Below are 16,232 nucleotides of genomic sequence, written 5' to 3' on the forward strand. Positions count from 1 at the left end.
GTGTAAGGCATGCCGCCAGCGTTCAATCTGAGCCAGGATCAAACTCTTCAGTTTAAACCTGTTACTGTTTTCGGTTCTTTCGAACCGGTCGCTCACTCAAAGCTGACAGGAATATGAATTGCTTCATAAACCTGACTTACTTTAGTGTGAGACTCTTGATACTTTCGCTATCTGATCCGAAGATCAGCTCGCTTCCATCAAGCGCCCACACTTATCGGCTGTTAATTTTTAAAGAGCATTTCTGCGAGAAACCTGGAGTTTCTCAGCAGCGCTGCGTTTTCAGCAGCAGAGAAGCGAGATTATGAACCGTCTTTTTCAGTCAGTCAACAACTTTTTGAACTGCTTCGTTGCGACCACTGGGTTCAACTTCATGTGCGCCGGGGCTCGACAACCGACCCTCCATCGCACCACTTCTCTTCTTCCTCCGCGCCGCGTTTCCGTTAGCGCGAAAGAGGCGTGATTCTAAGCAGCTCCCGGCAATCGCGCAAGGGGTTTCGTAAAAAATATAAGGCCCCGCACGCTGCCGCGTACGGGGCCTTATATAGAAGCAGCCGAATCGTCAGGCCACACGCACTTGGCGCGCCACTATCTCCATATAGTGATCGAGACCAGGCGTCACCTTGCCCTCTTCCTTCGCGGTATCGTCCCAGCGGCGCAGACGCAGCGCGTCCTCCGCAAACGGGCGCTGCAGGAATGCCACCGTCTCATCTTCACTGAAGATACCGCCCTGCAGCGCGAGGCTACGCACCGAATCCGGCGACAGGCTCTCGAAGTAGCCGACGTCCGTGCGGCACAGGCAACGCTTCGCGTCGACATGCAGCCGGATCGGTTCCAGTACCGCGTCCGAAAACAGCGGCCGCAGGAACGGCAGCACGAAATACTGATGCAGATCGTCGATACCGCGCGCACTCGGCGTCTCGCCCTGGCGATTCAGCAGATGCCCCAGGTCGTGCAGGAACGCGGCCGCAACCAGCGCTTCGTCCGCGCCCGCCTCTTCCGCCAGCAATCCGCTTTGCAACGCATGCTCGAGCTGCGTGACAGGTTCACCGCTATAGGCCACATGGCCGTGCTCGCGATACAGCCCGTGAATCTCTTCCACAGTCAGTGCCATCCGCTCACTCCCAAGGCAACGAAAACGTCTTCAGGTTCGTGAAGCTCTTCATCGCCTCCTGAACGCCTTCCTTGTAACCGAGCCCCGAATCCTTGATCCCGCCGAACGGAGAAAGCTCGATCCGGTATCCGGGCACTTCCCATACATTCACTGTCCCGACGTTCAGCTCGTTCACGAAGCGCACGACGGCCGCCGTGCTGTCCGTACAGACACCCGACGACAGCCCGAATGCCGTCCCGTTGCTGATCCGGATCGCGTCGTCGATCGTGTCGAACGCAATGACGGGCGATACGGGGCCGAAGGTCTCCTCGCGCACGATCGTCATCGACGGATCGACGTTGTCGAGCACGGTCGGCGAATAGAGCGCCCCCCGACGCACGTTCCCGATCAGCAAGCGCGCACCCTGTGCGACCGCCTCGCGGACCCGCGCCTCGAAAAGCCGCGCCGCCGCGCCGTCGATCACCGTGCCCATTTCGTTCGCGGGATCGAATGGATCGCCATATTTCCATGCACGCGTCTTCTCGACGAGCAACTCGGTGAATGCCGGCGCGATCGAGCGCTGTACCAGGATCCGCTTGACGGCCGTGCAGCGCTGCCCCGAATTCCGGTACGAGCCGAGCACGGCCAGCGATGCGGCACGCTCCAGATCGGCATCGTCAAGGACGATCAACGGATCGTTGCCGCCGAGCTCCAGCACGATGCGCCGGTAGCCGGCCCGCGCAGCGATCGCCTTGCCGATCGACACGCCGCCCGTGAAGGTAATCAACGATGCGTGCGGATGCGTGACGAGCTCATCCGCGATTTCGCGCGGGTCGCCGGTCAGCACCTGCAGCATCGGCTCGGGCAGGCCGGCCTCGTAGAGCAGGTCCGCCAGATAGAACGCCGACAGCGGCACCTTCTCCGACGGTTTCACGATCACGCGGTTGTTGGTCGCGATCGCCGGCGCGATCTTGTGCGCGACCTGATTCATCGGATGATTGAACGGCGTGATCGCGACGATTACGCCGTCGAGCGGCTGTCGCTGCGAAAACACGCGGCGCGCCTTGCCGTGGGGCGTCAGGTCGCAGGAGAAACTTTGCGCGTCGTCGCGCAGCGCCTCGACCGCCGCGAACTTCAGCACGTCGGCAACGCGGCCGATCTCGTAGCGCGAATCCTGTTTTGACAGCCCCGATTCGAGCGTGATCAGGTCGGACGCTTCCTCGGTGCGCTCGCGCAGCAGCGCCGCCGCGCGTTCGAGAATCTGCGAACGCTCGTAACGGTTGAGCGCAGGCCGGTACGCCATCGCGTAGTCGAACGCGGCGCGCACGTCGTCGACGCTCGCCAGCGGCACCGTGCCGACACGCGTGCCGGTGTACGGATCGGTAACGTCGAGAACACGATCCCGCGTCGCACGCGTGCCGCACCAGCGCAGCGCCTCGGCGCGAAAGGCGAGGTGATCCTGTCGGGGATGAGCCATCATGACGCGACCCGGTTCAGCACGAAATCGAAGACGTCGAAATTGCGCGGACGACGTGCAGGATCGCCCCGCTCGATCCGACGGTTGAACAGCAACGGCACTTCCTGCTCGGACACGCCGCCATGCGAACGCAGCGGCACGGTCAGGCCGGACAGGTCGTGTTCGCGTTCGCGCGTGCCGAGCGTCATGTCCCGCCGCGCGATCACGACGAGGTCGCCGATCCGGTCGGCCGGCAATTCGAAGCGCGCGGCGGCTTCCGCGTTGTCGAGCACGAGCTCGACGCCGTCGATCCCGCCGACGCGCCACATCGCTTCGGTCCGGTCGACGCCGGGTGCCAGGTAGACGGTCGCGAACGAGCCAAGCGCGCCGTGGTGTACGACGTACGGATCGGTGATCGGCAGGATCACGCGCGCGGCCTGCGCGCCGTACCAGCCGTCGAACGCATCCTGCAGATAGATGACGTTCGGGCGACCGGTCGCGGGATCGTGCTTCGCGTTCATCCCGTGGTCGGCCGTGAGCCCGATTGCCCAGCCGAGCGCGTCGAGCTGCGCGAGATAGCCGTCCATCATTGCGTAGAATGCGTTTGCGCCGGCACTGCCCGGCTCGCACTTGTGCTGCACGTAATCGGTGGTCGACAGGTACATCAGGTCGACCTGCCGCGTCTGCGCAAGCCGCACGCCGGTCGCGAACACGAATTCGGAAAGCGCCGCGCTATAGACATCCGGCGACGGCAGGCCAACCCAGTCGAGTACGTCGACGATGCCGTTTTCCGCGAGATTCGCCTGCGCGGCCTTCTCTGCGGAAAAGCAGATGCCGTTCATCTGCCAGCCTAGCAACCGGCGCAGCTTGTCCTTCGCCGTGACGACGGCCACCCGCGCGCCGGCGTCGGACGCCGCCGCGAGCAGCGTGCCGGCACGCAGATAGGCCGGGTCGTTCATCATCACTTCGGCGCCGCGCCCGCCGTCGGCGGCCGGATCCCAGAAATAGTTGCCGCAGATCCCGTGGACCGACGGCGGCGCGCCACAGACGATCGACAGGTTGTTCGGGTTGGTGAAGGTCGGCACGACGCAATCGGCGCGCCACGCCGTGCCTTCCGCGATCATCCGGCCGATGAACGGCGCAACGCCCGCTTCCACCGCACGTTCGAGATAGTCGTACTCGCAGCCGTCGACACAGACGACCACGGTCGGCTCGACCGGCAGCCGGTAGCGCCGGCCGTTGACGTCGACGGAGCGTCCCGCGAGATTCGGCGATGCGCCGCTCGCCGACGCTTCACCCGGATGGCGCAATGCAAACGCGGCGTTCATGATGCCGCCCGCTTGCCGCGCGGCACCCGCGCGGCGATCAGCAGCAGCGCCGCGAGCGACGCGCCGAGCATCAGCAGCGACAGCGCCGATGCCGGAAGGTAGTAGCCGCGCTCGACCTGGCCGATCACGACGATCGGCACGGTCGCGAAACCCGGCGGGTAGACGGTCAGCGTCGCGCCGAGCTCGCCGAGCGACAGCGCGAAGCCAAGCGCGAGGCTCGCACGCAGCGCCGGCACGAGCTGCGGCAACAGTACGCGGCGCAGCACCATCGCGGGCGGCGCACCGAGGCTCGCCGCAGCTTCGCGCAGCACGGTCAGCTCCGGGCGCAGCGCGGCGGCCGCGCAGCGGTAGCAGAACGGCAGAATCAGCGCGAGCTGCACGAGCACGACGATCGCGGCGGAACTCGACAGGTCGAGCGGCTTCTGGTGATACGCGATCAGCACCGCGAGTCCGAGCACAACGCTCGGCACGCCATTCGGCACCATCACGAGCGCATCGACAATAGCGCCGAGGCCGCGCCGGTCGCGCCCTTCGAGCGCGAGTGCGAGCCACAGCCCGAGGATCGTGCCGATCGCCGACACGCCGAAGCCGATCTCGAGGCTCGTCAGCAGCGCGTCGTATTCCGGCGAACCGAGCCGCTCGAACCAGCGCAGGCTGTAGCCGGCCGGCAGGATCGTGCCCGACCACTGCGTCGACACGCTCGACAGTGCAACGACGATGACCGGCAGCACGAACAGCCAGAAGCAGGCGAACGCGGCCAGCGCGAGCGCCGCGCGCGACGCATGCTTGAGCAGCGTGTCGCCCCAGCCGATCTGATGGCGCGGCACGGCTTGCCCGATACGGAATTCAGCGGACATCGTTTCCTCCCGTCGCACGCCGGTTTACCCGGCGATAAACCGCATAAAGCGCCAGCGACAGCGCGAGCATCACGACCGCGCCGGCCGACGCGGTCGGCAGGTCGAGGTCGACGGTTGCGCTGCTGTAGATCGCGACCGGCAGCGTCACGAGCCGCGCGCTGCCGAGCACGAGCAGAATCCCGAATTCGTTCAGCGTCAGCAGGAAGCACAGCACGGTGCCGGCGGCGATGCCCGGCCACGCGATCGGCAGCACGACGCGACGTGCAAGCATCCAGCCCGACGCGCCGAGGCTGCGCGCGGCCTCGATCAGGCGCAGGTCGAGCGTCGCGAACGACGCGAGCGTCGGCCGCACGACGAACGGCGTATAGAACACGGTCTGCGCGAGAATCACGCCGCCGATGCCGAACAGGAAATCGAGCGGCGGGCTCTCGAGATGGAACAGGTGCTGCAGCGCGATGCTGATCGAGCCTTGCGAGCCGTACAGGAAGATCAGCGTGAACGCGACGAGGAACGACGGGAACGCGACGTACAGTTCCAGGAAGCGCGTGACGAGCGACGCGCCCGGAAACGGCTTGAAGAACAGCAGCGCGGCCAGCAGCACGCCGAGCACCGATGCGGTGCCGGCACTCGCGAACAGCACGCCGAGCGTCGTCAGCAGCACGTTGCGCGTATCGGGGTTGCCGAAGAACGTCCGGTAGGCGGCAAAGCTCAGCCCGTGATCGCCCGATACGCTCAGCAGCACGAGCCGCACCAGCGGATAGACGACGAGCGGGCCGAGCACGACGATCGCGAGCACGGCGAGGTGCAGGTCGCCCATGCGCTTGCGGCGCCGCGCGGCAGCTGCATGCGCGGCGGCCGACGCGAGCACATGCGGCGGCAGGCCGGCTTCAGGGCTCGATAAGGACGACATCGTCTGCCTCGCAATGCAGGGAAACGCGCGCCCCGCGCTCGGGGGCCGCGCCGCGGCCGCGTTGCATCGTCACGCGCACGGGTTCGTCGGGCGCCGCATCGATCACGACCGCGATCGACAGGTCCGCGCCCTGCCATTCGACGGAAGACACCGTGCCGTGCAGGCCGCCCGCCGCGAGCGGCATCACGGTCAGGCGCTCGGGGCGCACGCACGCGACCTTGTCGCGCACTTCGTGACGCGGATCGCCGAGCGGAAAGATCACGCGCGGCGGCAGCAGGTTCGCCGGGCCGAGATAGCGCGCGACGTAGCCGTCCTGCGGCGCGTCGTACAGTTGTTGCGGCGTGCCGAGCTGCGCGATGCGGCCGTCGCGCATCAGCAGCGCGCGGTCGGACAGCACGAGCGCGTCGTCGCGGTCGTGCGTCACGCAGACGACGGTCAGGTTCGGCAGGCGCTCGTGCAGCGCCTTCAGCTCGCTGCGCACCGACGCGCGCAGGTTGGCGTCGAGCGCCGACAGCGGTTCGTCAAGCAGCAGCACGTCCGGCTCGATCACGAGCGCGCGGGCCAGCGCAACGCGCTGCTGCATCCCGCCCGACAGTTGCGCGGGCAGGTGGTGGCCCGCATCGCCGAGCTGCACGAGCTTCAGCGCGTCGGCGACGCGACGCGTCACTTCGGACGAGGCCATCCCGCGGGCGCGCAGCCCGAATGCGACGTTCTCGAACACCGACAGGTGCGGGAACAGCGCGTAATTCTGGAACAACAGACCGAGATTGCGCTTGTGCGGCGGCGCATGGGTCAGGTCGCGTCCGGCCACGGTCAGCGTGCCGGTCAGGCCATCGGCCTTCACGAACCCGGCGATGAAGCGCAGCAGCGTGGTCTTGCCGCAGCCGCTCTTGCCGAGCACGGTCAGAAATTCACCGGCGCCGATCGACAGCGACAGATCTTCCAGCACAGTACGTGCGCCATAGCGCACGCTCAGGTGTTCGATCTGCACGCCGCCCGGCGCGCCGGACCGCAGCGTGGCGTGCGGTTCGGCGGCGCCGAATGCGCCGGGATGGGTCAGGGTGGTTTCCACCGGGTTCATCCTCTTGCTCGCTAATACAGGCGGCGTGTGCCGATCACTTCGGCTTGACGACGTCGAGCTGCTTGCCCGAGCTGCCGATCACGTCCTTCTTCCAGCGCTCGATCCACACCGGCTTCTTCGCCATCACCTGGGTCCAGTCGACCGGGATCAGCTTCACGCCCGCGATCGCCTTCTTGACCGCTTCGCCGTTCTTGCCGGCCAGCGGCACGTCGGTGCGGCCCGGGATGCCGTACATGTCCGGCACCTTCGACTGCACTTCCGTCGACATCAGGTAGTCGATCAGCTTCTTGCCGGCGTCCTGGTTCGGGCCGCTCTTGATCAGGCCGATGCCGTACGGCAGCTGGAACGTGGTCGGCTGGTCGCCGTCCTTCGCGGACAGGAAGATCGGCTTGACGGACAGCGCGCCGTGTTCGGCGTCGTCGAGGTCCATCTGCAGGTCGCCGTTCGCGACGCTGATCTCGTTGCGCGACAGCAGCACGTTCAGGTAGCCCGTGCCCTTCGTGTGGAACTTCACGCTCTGCGACAGCTTCGCCAAGTAGTCGAACGCCTTGTCCTCGCCCATCAGCGAGGTCGTCAGGATCAGCACGGCCATCCCGTCGCCGGCCGTGGCCGGGTTCGAGTACGCGACCTTGCCCGCGTAGGCCGGCGACAGCAGGTCGGCGAACGTCTTCGGCTGGTTCTTCACGACGTCCGGGTTGATCGCGAACGAGAAGTAGTTGTTCACGAACGTCGCCCACGTGCCGTCCTCGGCCTTTGCGATCGCCGGCACGTTCTTGTAGTTCACGCTCTGGTACGGCTGCAGCAGGCCCATCTGGCCGGCTTGCTGAATGAACGGCGGCAGCGTGACGATCACGTCGGCCTTCGGGGAATTCTTCTCGATGTTCGCGCGGTTGACGACCTCGCCGCTGCCCGCCGTCACGATGTTGACCTTGACGCCTTCCTTCTTCTCGAAGGCCGGCAGCACATCGCGATAGAGATTCTCGAGACCGTCCGCCGTATACAGCACGACCGCGTTTGCCGCATGTGCGGGCATCGCGGCACCTTGCAGCAGACCGGCGGCGCAGGCGGCCAGCGCGAGCTTGCGGAACGCGCCGGCAGCGGCGCGCGAGGAATTCTGCAGTGTCATCTCACTTCTCCGTAGGCGGAACACCAAACGGCCGGGGCACGATCCGGCTCCTTTCAGTCGGACAGACCGACAACCGGCCTGCCTCGCTGCCGCGCTGCGGGTGGTCTCGCGCGGCAACCGAAGGATCACAGCGTTCGATGACAACGCCGTGACGAGTGCCACAATTTCCAAAAAATGACACATTTTGCCAATATCATGCAAATCACCCAGAAATGCCGCCCCGGCGTTTCGCCCGACCTTTGCTGGAGAAAAAGCCATGCCCGACCCGATTCTGCTCACGCCCGGTCCGCTCACCACGTCCGCCACAACACGCCACGCAATGCAACATGACTGGGGCTCGTGGGACGCCGCTTTCAATCAACTGACGGCCGGTGTCTGCGCGGATCTCGTCGCGATCGCGCGCGGCGGCAACGAATACGTGTGCGTGCCGATGCAAGGCAGCGGCACGTTTTCGGTCGAGGCCGCGCTGGGCACGCTCGTGCCGCGCGACGGCGTCGTGCTGGTGCCGGACAACGGCGCGTATTGCGCGCGCATCCTGAAGATCCTCGGCCGGCTCGGCATCGCGGCGATCGCGCTGCCGTTCGATGAGGACGCCGCGGTCGACCCGGCGGCGATCGAAGCCGCGTTCGCGCGCGAGCCAGGCATTACGCACGTCGCGCTGGTGCACCTGGAAACGAGCGCCGGCATCCTGAATCCGCTCGACGCGATCGCGGCCGCGTGCCGACGGCACGGCAAGCGGCTGATCGTCGACGCGATGAGTTCATTCGGCGCGTTGCCGATCGCGCTGGCGGACAGCGGAATCGATGCGCTGATCTCGGCAAGCGGGAAATGCCTGGAAGGTGTGCCAGGGATGGGGTTCGCGATCGTGCGGCACGATGTACTCGACGCGAGCGAAGGCAACTCGCCGTCGCTCGCGCTCGACTTGCATGATCAGCACGCATACCTGCGCAAGACGGGCCAGTGGCGCTTCACGCCGCCGACCCACGTGATCGCCGCGCTGCGCGCCGCGCTCGACCAGTACCTGGCCGAAGGCGGCCAGCCGGCGCGCGGTGCGCGCTATGCGGAGAACTGCCGGACCTTGATCGAGTCGATGCGCGCGCTCGGCTTCACGCCGTTCCTCGACGCAAGCGTGCAGGCGCCGGTGATCGTCACGTTTCATGCGCCCGACCATCCGGCTTACGATTTCCGCCGCTTCTACGACGCAGTGCGCGACGCGGGCTTCATCCTGTATCCGGGCAAACTAACGCAACTCGAGACGTTCCGCGTCGGCTGCATCGGCGCGATCGATGCCGGCGACATCCGGCGTGCGGTCGCGGCGATCGCGCAGGCGGTCGAATCGCTCGGGATTGCCATGCAGCGCGCGTGAGCGCTGACGCATGCCCCGGCCCGCAAGCGGGGACGGCAGAAACAAAAAAGCCCGGCGACCCACAGGTCGCCGGGCGAACGCACCGAGTGCGCGTGGAGCCGGTACTTACAGTTCGATCCGCTTGATGTCGCCGACGACGAAGATATACGACAGCGCACCGATCAGCGCGATCACGCCGATGAACACGAGTGCGCCGACGAACGATCCGGTCGATGCGACGATGAAGCCGACGACGAGCGGCGTGATGATGCCGGCGAGGTTCGCCGCGAAGTTGAAGATGCCGCCGGTCACGCCCAGCAGGCCGTCCGGCGCGATGTCGGACACGAGCGTCCAGCCGAGCGCCGCCATCCCCTGCGCGAAGAATGCGACCGACATGATCGCGATCACGGCTTCGTTGCTCTTCACGTAGTTCGCGAGAATGATCGTCGACGCGAGCAGCAGGCCCGCGATGATCGGCAGCTTGCGCGCGAGGTTCGCGGACTTGCCGCGGCGCAGCAGCCAGTCGGAGAAGATCCCGCCGAACATCACACCGACCGACGCGGCGATGAACGGCATCACCGCGAAGAAGCCGATCTTCAGCCAGCCCATATGGCGCTCGGTCGCGAGATAGGTCGGGAACCAGGTCAGGAAGAACACGAGCGTCGAGTTGCCGGCGAACTGGCCGAGGCAGATACCCGCGAGCTGACGCTTCTTCAGCAGCCGGCCGGCCATCGACCAGCTGAACTTGGCCTGTGCGGGCTTGCCGCTCTTGTCCCCGTCCTTGCGCGCGCCGTGCACGAGACCGCCGCCCGCTTCGATGTACGCGAGTTCTTCCGAATTGGCGGCCGGATGGTTGCGCGGCTCGTGATAGAACTTCCACCAGACCAGACCAAACACGATGCCGATCGTGCCGACGACCCAGAACAGCGAGCGCCAGCCGAACGCACCCATCAGCGCGAACAGCACGGGGCTGAAGAACGCGAGACCGATGTACTCGCCCACGGTGTAGGTGCCGGTCGCCATCGCGCGCTCGTTCTGCGGGAACCACGTCGCGACGACCCGGCTGTTGGTCGGGAAACACGGCGCTTCCGTCACGCCGAGGCCGAGCCGGCATGCGAGCAACGTCCCGACACCGGGCACGAAGCCCTGCAGCAACGTGCACAGCGACCACAACGTCATGGACCAGTAATAGGTGATCTTGCTGCCGAAGCGGTCGAGGAACAGCCCGCCGGGCACCTGCATCGCGACGTACGTCCACGAGAATGCCGAGAACATGATGCCCATCACCGCCGCGTTGATGCCAAGCTCCTTGGTGAGCTGCGGCGCAGCCACCCCCAGCACGGTACGGTCGAGATAGTTGATCATCGTGCCGATCGCGAGCAGCGCGAGGATCTTGTAGCGCGCCGAGGTCCGCCGGACCGTGCCGGCCGCCGCGGGCGCGGCGTTCGTGTGGGTGGTGTGCTGCATGGTCGTCTCCTGGTCTCTTTTTCAGCTAGTCGGTAAAAGGTCAGCGCGCGACGAGCGACTGAAAGTGTTCGAACATTCGCTCGTCGTCCGGCGTGCGTCCGGTGAAGATCTCGAACGCATCGACGGCCTGGTACACGGCCATCCCGCCACCCGGCAGCGTCGCGCAGCCGGCCGCGCGCGCGGCGCGGATCAGTTCGGTTTCGAGCGGGAAATACACGATGTCGGCAACCCACATTCCCGCGCGGAGCAGCTCGGCCGGCAGCGGCAGGCCCGGATGCTTGGTCATGCCGGTCGGCGTGGCGTGGATCAGGCCAGTCGCGACATGCATCGCGGCCGCGAGATCGCTGCCCGGTGTAACCCGGGCGGCCGGGAAGCGCTGCTGCAGTTCGCCCGCGAGCGTGGCGGCACGCGTGCCGTCGACGTCGAAGATCGTCAGTTCGGCGGCGCCCATCTGCAGCGCAGCATGCGCGACGGCCGCACCCGCGCCGCCCGCGCCCAGCTGCACGACACGCTCGAGCGACACATCGGGCAACCCGCGGCGGAACGACTTCGCGAAACCCGACCAGTCGGTGTTGTGGCCGATCCGCTTGCCGTCCTTGAACAGCACGGTGTTCACCGCGCCGAGCGCGCGCGCGTCGTCCGACAGCGAGTCGAGGTGCTCGATCACGCGCTGCTTGCACGGATGCGTGATGTTGAGCCCGTTGTAGCCCATGCGCTGCGCGGCATCGAGCAGTTCCGGCAGCGCGTCGGCGGTCACGCCGAGCACGTCGAGATCGATGCGCCGGTACACGTAGCCGAAACCCTGGCGGAAGCCTTCTTCCTCATGCATCGCGGGCGACAGCGACCCGCCGATGCCCTGGCCGATCAGGCCGATCAGAAAAGACGGGCGGCTCATCGTGCAGCTCCCTGCGCAAAAAGGGTCGACAGGCGCTGCAGCGCGAATACGTAGCCTTCGGTGCCACAGCCGCAGATCACGGCTTCGGCCACCGCCGACACATAAGAGTGGTGACGGAATGCCTCGCGACGATGCACGTTCGAGATATGCACCTCGATCACGGGTTTCGCGATCGCGGACAACGCGTCGGCCAGCGCGACCGACGTATGCGTATACGCGGCCGGGTTGATCACGATGCCGTGCGTATCGTGACGCGCGGCATGCAGCCAGTCGATCAGCTGATGCTCGGCGTTCGACTGGCGGAAGTCGATCTCCAGCCCGAGCCCTTCGGCCGCCGTGCGGCAACGCTGCTCGACGTCGGCAAGGGTTTCCGCGCCGTAGATATGGGGCTCGCGGGTCCCCAGCAGATTCAGGTTCGGGCCGTTCAGCACCAGCACCTTGTGCTTGCTCATGGTGTTTCTGCTCCTAAAACAGGGGCGAATCGCTAGCCGACTGCGCCCCTTGACGTCAAGATTTGGCGCTAGTGTGCGCTTGCGCAAGCGCAATGTCTTTTCGGGTTTTCGCTAATTTGTACCATCTAGTTAGTTTGTATAATTCCCCATACTCCCATAGTAAATTCGGGATGTGGCGCCCGCAGGTAATTCAACGACTGGTTCATTCCGGCCCGATCCGGCCGACGCCACGCCCCGCTCATCCGCAGGATTCGCCCATGCAGCGCTCGATCGCCACCGTGTCACTGTCCGGCACGCTCGCCGAGAAGCTCGCCGCCATCCAGGCCGCCGGCTTCGACGGCGTCGAAATCTTCGAGAACGACCTCGTCTACTTCGACGGATCGCCCGCCGACGTGCGGCGCATGGCCGCCGATCTCGGCCTCGACATCGTGCTGTTCCAGCCGTTTCGCGACTTCGAGGGCGTGAGCCCGGCCCAGCTCGCCCGCAATCTCGACCGCATCCGCCGCAAGTTCGACGTGATGCACGCGCTCGGCACCGACCGCATCCTGGTGTGCAGCAACGTGTCGCCCGACACGATCGCGGACGATGCTTTGCTGGTCGACCAGCTCGGCGCGCTCGCCGAAGCCGCGCGGCAGGCCGGCGTGGTTGCCGCGTACGAGGCGCTCGCGTGGGGCCGCGTCGTGAACCGGTACAGCCACGCATGGCAGCTCGTGAACGCGGTGAACAGCCCGCATCTCGGCCTCGCGCTCGACAGCTTCCATACGCTGTCGCTCGACGATTCGCCGGACGCGATCGCCGACATCCCCGGCGACCGGATCGCGTTCGTGCAGATCGCCGACGCGCCGAAGCTCGCGATGGACGTGATCGAATGGAGCCGCCACTTCCGCTCGTTCCCCGGCCAGGGCGACTTCGACCTCGCGCGCTTCACGGCCCGCGTGATCGAGTCCGGTTATACGGGGCCGCTTTCGCTCGAGATCTTCAACGACGGCTTCCGCGCCGCGCCGACCGCGATCACGGCCGCCGACGGCCACCGCTCGCTGCTTTATCTGGAAGAGCTGACGCGCGCGCGGCTCGCACAGGACGGCCGCGCGCCCGCCGCCGGCCAGCCACTGTTCGCGCCGCCGGCGCCGCCCGCGCACGTCGGGTTCCAGTTCATTGAATTCGCGGTCGACGCGCAGGCGGCGGCCACCGTCGGCGAATGGCTCGGCCGGATGCGGTTCCGGCTCGCGGGCCGTCATCGATCGAAGGACGTGACGCTGTTCCAGCACGGCGCCGCATCGATCGTGCTGAACGCCGAGCGCGACTCGTTCGCCGACGCGTTCTTCCAGCAGCACGGGTTGTCGCTGTGCGCGTCGGCGTTCCGCGTCGACGATGCGAAAGTGGCATTCGAACGCGCGGCCGGCTTCGGCTACGCGCCGTTTTCCGGGCGCGTCGGCCCGAACGAGCGCGTGCTGCCGGGCGTGCAGGCGCCGGACGGCAGCCTCGAATACTTCGTCGACGAGACGCCGAACGCGCCAACGCTATATGAGTCGGATTTCGTGCTGACCGACATCGACGGCCCGACCGAGGTCGGCCCGCTGACGGGCATCGATCACGTCTGCCTCGCGCTGCCGGCCGACGCGCTCGATACGTGGATCCTGTTCTTCAAGACCGCCTTCGGCTTCGAGGCCGAGCGCAGCTGGCTCGTGCCCGATCCGTACGGCCTGATGCGCAGCCGCGCGGTGCGCAGCGCCGACGGCTCGGTGCGGATCGCGCTGAATGCGTCGGTCGACCGCCATACGGCCGTCGCCGAATCGCTCGAACGCTATCACGGCACGGGGCTGAACCACGTCGCGTTCCGGACCGACGACATCGTGCAGACGGTCGCCACGTTCGCGGCCGACGGCGTGCCGTTCCTGCGGATCCCGCCGAACTATTACGACGATCTCGCCGCGCGCTACGCGCTGCCGGACGAGCTGATCGACACGCTGAGCGCTCACCATCTGCTGTACGACCGCGACGAAAACGGCGGCGAATTCCTGCATGCGTATACGGAACTGGTCGACAACCGCTTCTCGCTCGAAATCGTCGAGCGGCGCGGCGGCTACGACGGCTACGGCGCGGCCAACGCGGCCGTGCGGCTCGCCGCGCAGGCCCAGCGCAGGAAATAAGGGGGCAAGCGAATTTCGCGCAGGGGCGAATCGAACGAGAAAACCACGACGACCCCGCGACGGGCGTCGCGCGGACGCACCGTCGTGGTGAATGCCTCGGCGGCGCCCCGCCCGGCAAGGCAGGCCGCTCGGGGCCGGAAACGGGGCCGGAAGCGGCCGCCCGGCTGGGGTTACATCCCGTAACGCACGCCGCACTGCAGCATCCGCTCGGCCACCGCGGTTTTAAGAATCACTTAAGTCTTCGACGGCACCATCCGCAGCCAGTACCCGATGGTTATCTCGAAAAGGAGGACAGCGATGAGCGCCGTAGAAGCACCCGCGGGCCGCCCGGCCGCGCCCCCTGCAAAGAAGACGATGCTGCGCCGCCTGCTCAGTCATCACGAAATCGCGACGTTGCTCGTGCTGCTGCATGCGCCGATCGGCGCGAACGCCAAAGCCGAATTGCCTGCGCTGCAGGAAGCCGGTCTCGTCGAGATGGTCAGGCTCGACCCCGATACGGCCCCCAGCTTCCGGCTGACCGAAGACGGCACGGCCGTCCTGAAAGGGCTCGGCTACCGCTGAGCCACGGTTTTCACCGCTTCCCCGCATCGCCCCGATCCTTCAGACCCGCCGGCCCGCCCGGCGCGACACTTCACCCTGCCCGATCCTGCAGCATCAGCCGATATTCCGTCGGCGTCATGCCGACCGTCGCCTTGAACTGGCGCGTGAACGCGCTGTGATCCGTATAACCGCATAGCGCCGCGACGTCGGTCACCTTGTCGTGCGTGACGAGCAGCGCCGTGGCCGCGTCGAGCCGCGTTTTCAGCAGCACCTGGCGCGGTGTCAGGTGAAACACCTTGTGGAAGTAGCGTTCGAGCTGCGCGACCGACATCCCGGCCATCTGCGCTAGCTGCTTCAGGTTCAGCGGCTGCACGTAGTGATCCTGGATGTGCTGCACCACGTCGGCGAGCTTGCTGTAGGCCGGATGCGACCCCTCGTGCGCCTTCAGGTCGCGCGAGATGCCCGCGAGACCGACCACCTTGCCGGCCGCGTCGCGCAGCGGCTCCTTGCAGGTCAGGCACCAGCCCGGCTGGCGGCCCGGATACAGATGCAGCTCGAGCTGGTCCATCAGCTGCTGGCCGGCGGTGATCGTCGCCATGTCCTGCTCGAAATAGGTCCGGCCGAAGCGGCGCGGAAACACTTCGTCGGTCGTCTTGCCGAGCAGGTCGCGCTTGTCCTTGTAGCCGCAGCGCATCGCCAGCGTGCGGTTGACGAGCGCGTAGCGGCCGTTCGCGTCCTTCACGAAGAATGCAACGTCGGGCAGCGCGTCGAACACCGGCTCGAGCAGGCGGAAGTGCGCGAGCATCGCGCCGAGATCGGCGTTGTCGGGCTGGTAGCGCAGCGTGTCGGACAGGCTCATGGGCGGTGCGGCAAGGAAGGTCGTCATCCCGGCATCTGCGAAGGGAGTGGCTGATGGCGTCGATTATAGGAGCGCGCCCGAGAACACGTCGTGGCGATCTCGGGCAAGCGATCGGGCGGCTCGGCGAACGGCGGTCCGCGCAACGCGCCGCCGATCGGCGACGATTGGCGACGATCGGGTGGCCGCATGCGTCGGCGCATCGTACGCCGTGCTGTTGTGCGCGCAACCACTGCGCCGCGCGCTTGCCGGGCGGCGTCGAATACGCATCGGCCCGCTGCATGGCGCCGGGCATCGGTCGGCAACGTCGGCGATATCGATGCACCCAACTGACGCCGAGACAACCTGCGCCCGGACCCGCCATCCTAGAAATGCCGGCGCGTCACGTCTTGGCGCGATTACGCGTTCTACATGACGATTTCGGCATATATCAGGGTTATCGACGATATGCCGAAATCGTCGCCGGTCGCGCACCGAACGCGCAAGACGCGCGCATTTTCGCTACCTAGACTTCGATCAACGGTAACGAGACGATATCCCGCCAACACCACGCACGCCGATTCCGGCATAACCCGCGCGGCGCATGGCACACCCCGCACGGCTGTCGCAAAGGCCTGCAGACCGATACGTCTCGCCCGGTTTACCGCACCGGCCCGCTGGCCGGCGGCGGCCCAACCAC

Annotated in this window: 14 protein-coding genes; 3 read left to right on the top strand and 11 right to left on the bottom strand. The window is 66.4% G+C overall.

The features are described 5' to 3' along the window. Positions 1 to 559 precede the first annotated feature (559 nt). Genes DIE11_RS12470 through phnS form a run of 7 tightly spaced genes read right to left on the bottom strand, consistent with a single transcriptional unit; the run spans position 560 to position 7,848 of the window. Entirely contained in the window at positions 560 to 1,111 is a 552-nt protein-coding gene (locus DIE11_RS12470; protein ID WP_124624158.1) for a phosphonate degradation HD-domain oxygenase, read from the bottom strand. 4 nt (positions 1,112 to 1,115) lie between these two features. Next, positions 1,116 to 2,570: a phosphonoacetaldehyde dehydrogenase gene (phnY, locus tag DIE11_RS12475; protein ID WP_124624161.1), complete on the bottom strand. Its 1,455-nt coding sequence runs from the start codon at positions 2,568 to 2,570 to the stop codon at positions 1,116 to 1,118. Beyond that, positions 2,567 to 3,874, bottom strand: a complete 1,308-nt coding sequence (phnA, locus tag DIE11_RS12480) for a phosphonoacetate hydrolase (protein ID WP_124624164.1) — start codon at positions 3,872 to 3,874, stop codon at positions 2,567 to 2,569. Before phnA ends, phnY begins: the two co-directional genes overlap by 4 nt. Further along, entirely contained in the window at positions 3,871 to 4,731 is an 861-nt protein-coding gene (phnV, locus tag DIE11_RS12485) for a 2-aminoethylphosphonate ABC transport system, membrane component PhnV (RefSeq protein ID WP_124624167.1), read from the bottom strand. Before phnV ends, phnA begins: the two co-directional genes overlap by 4 nt. Beyond that, positions 4,721 to 5,641 carry a 2-aminoethylphosphonate ABC transporter permease subunit gene (phnU, locus tag DIE11_RS12490; protein ID WP_059599125.1) on the bottom strand — a complete coding sequence of 307 codons (921 nt, stop codon included), beginning with the start codon at positions 5,639 to 5,641 and terminating at the stop codon, positions 4,721 to 4,723. The genes phnV and phnU overlap by 11 nt, the downstream gene beginning before the upstream one ends. After that, the gene (gene phnT / locus DIE11_RS12495) at positions 5,619 to 6,722 is read right to left on the bottom strand and encodes a 2-aminoethylphosphonate ABC transport system ATP-binding subunit PhnT (RefSeq protein WP_059680396.1); all 1,104 of its coding nucleotides are present in this window, start codon (positions 6,720 to 6,722) and stop codon (positions 5,619 to 5,621) included. The genes phnU and phnT overlap by 23 nt, the downstream gene beginning before the upstream one ends. A 34-nt stretch (positions 6,723 to 6,756) precedes the next feature. Next, positions 6,757 to 7,848, bottom strand: a complete 1,092-nt coding sequence (gene phnS / locus DIE11_RS12500) for a 2-aminoethylphosphonate ABC transporter substrate-binding protein (protein ID WP_059599123.1) — start codon at positions 7,846 to 7,848, stop codon at positions 6,757 to 6,759. A gap of 256 nt (positions 7,849 to 8,104) precedes the next feature. Between phnS and DIE11_RS12510 the strand changes: the two genes are divergently transcribed. Further along, on the top strand, positions 8,105 to 9,214 hold the full coding sequence (locus DIE11_RS12510) for a 2-aminoethylphosphonate--pyruvate transaminase (protein WP_124624170.1): 1,110 nt from the start codon (positions 8,105 to 8,107) through the stop codon (positions 9,212 to 9,214). 105 nt (positions 9,215 to 9,319) lie between these two features. Here the strand turns inward: DIE11_RS12510 and DIE11_RS12515 are convergent, their stop codons facing one another. From DIE11_RS12515 to aroQ, 3 genes are read right to left on the bottom strand one after another with little or no spacing between them, the layout of a single operon-like run. Beyond that, entirely contained in the window at positions 9,320 to 10,660 is a 1,341-nt protein-coding gene (locus DIE11_RS12515; RefSeq protein WP_124624172.1) for an MFS transporter, read from the bottom strand. A 40-nt stretch (positions 10,661 to 10,700) separates the two neighbouring features. Further along, positions 10,701 to 11,555: a shikimate dehydrogenase gene (locus DIE11_RS12520; protein WP_059599120.1), complete on the bottom strand. Its 855-nt coding sequence runs from the start codon at positions 11,553 to 11,555 to the stop codon at positions 10,701 to 10,703. After that, a complete protein-coding gene (gene aroQ / locus DIE11_RS12525) occupies positions 11,552 to 12,007 on the bottom strand; it encodes a type II 3-dehydroquinate dehydratase (RefSeq protein WP_059528374.1) in 456 nt (151 codons plus the stop codon). Before aroQ ends, DIE11_RS12520 begins: the two co-directional genes overlap by 4 nt. A gap of 257 nt (positions 12,008 to 12,264) precedes the next feature. On the opposite strand from aroQ, the gene DIE11_RS12530 reads away from it, so the two are divergent. After that, positions 12,265 to 14,157: a bifunctional sugar phosphate isomerase/epimerase/4-hydroxyphenylpyruvate dioxygenase family protein gene (locus DIE11_RS12530; RefSeq protein WP_124624176.1), complete on the top strand. Its 1,893-nt coding sequence runs from the start codon at positions 12,265 to 12,267 to the stop codon at positions 14,155 to 14,157. A 297-nt stretch (positions 14,158 to 14,454) separates the two neighbouring features. Then, positions 14,455 to 14,718: a hypothetical protein gene (locus DIE11_RS12535; protein WP_059599117.1), complete on the top strand. Its 264-nt coding sequence runs from the start codon at positions 14,455 to 14,457 to the stop codon at positions 14,716 to 14,718. Positions 14,719 to 14,788: 70 nt separating this feature from the next. On the opposite strand, the gene DIE11_RS12540 is transcribed toward DIE11_RS12535, so the two are convergent. Continuing rightward, entirely contained in the window at positions 14,789 to 15,583 is a 795-nt protein-coding gene (locus DIE11_RS12540) for an AraC family transcriptional regulator (protein WP_059528381.1), read from the bottom strand. Positions 15,584 to 16,232 lie beyond the last annotated feature (649 nt).

It is taken from the genome of Burkholderia sp. Bp9012 (assembly GCF_003853825.1).
Lineage (GTDB): Bacteria > Pseudomonadota > Gammaproteobacteria > Burkholderiales > Burkholderiaceae > Burkholderia > Burkholderia diffusa.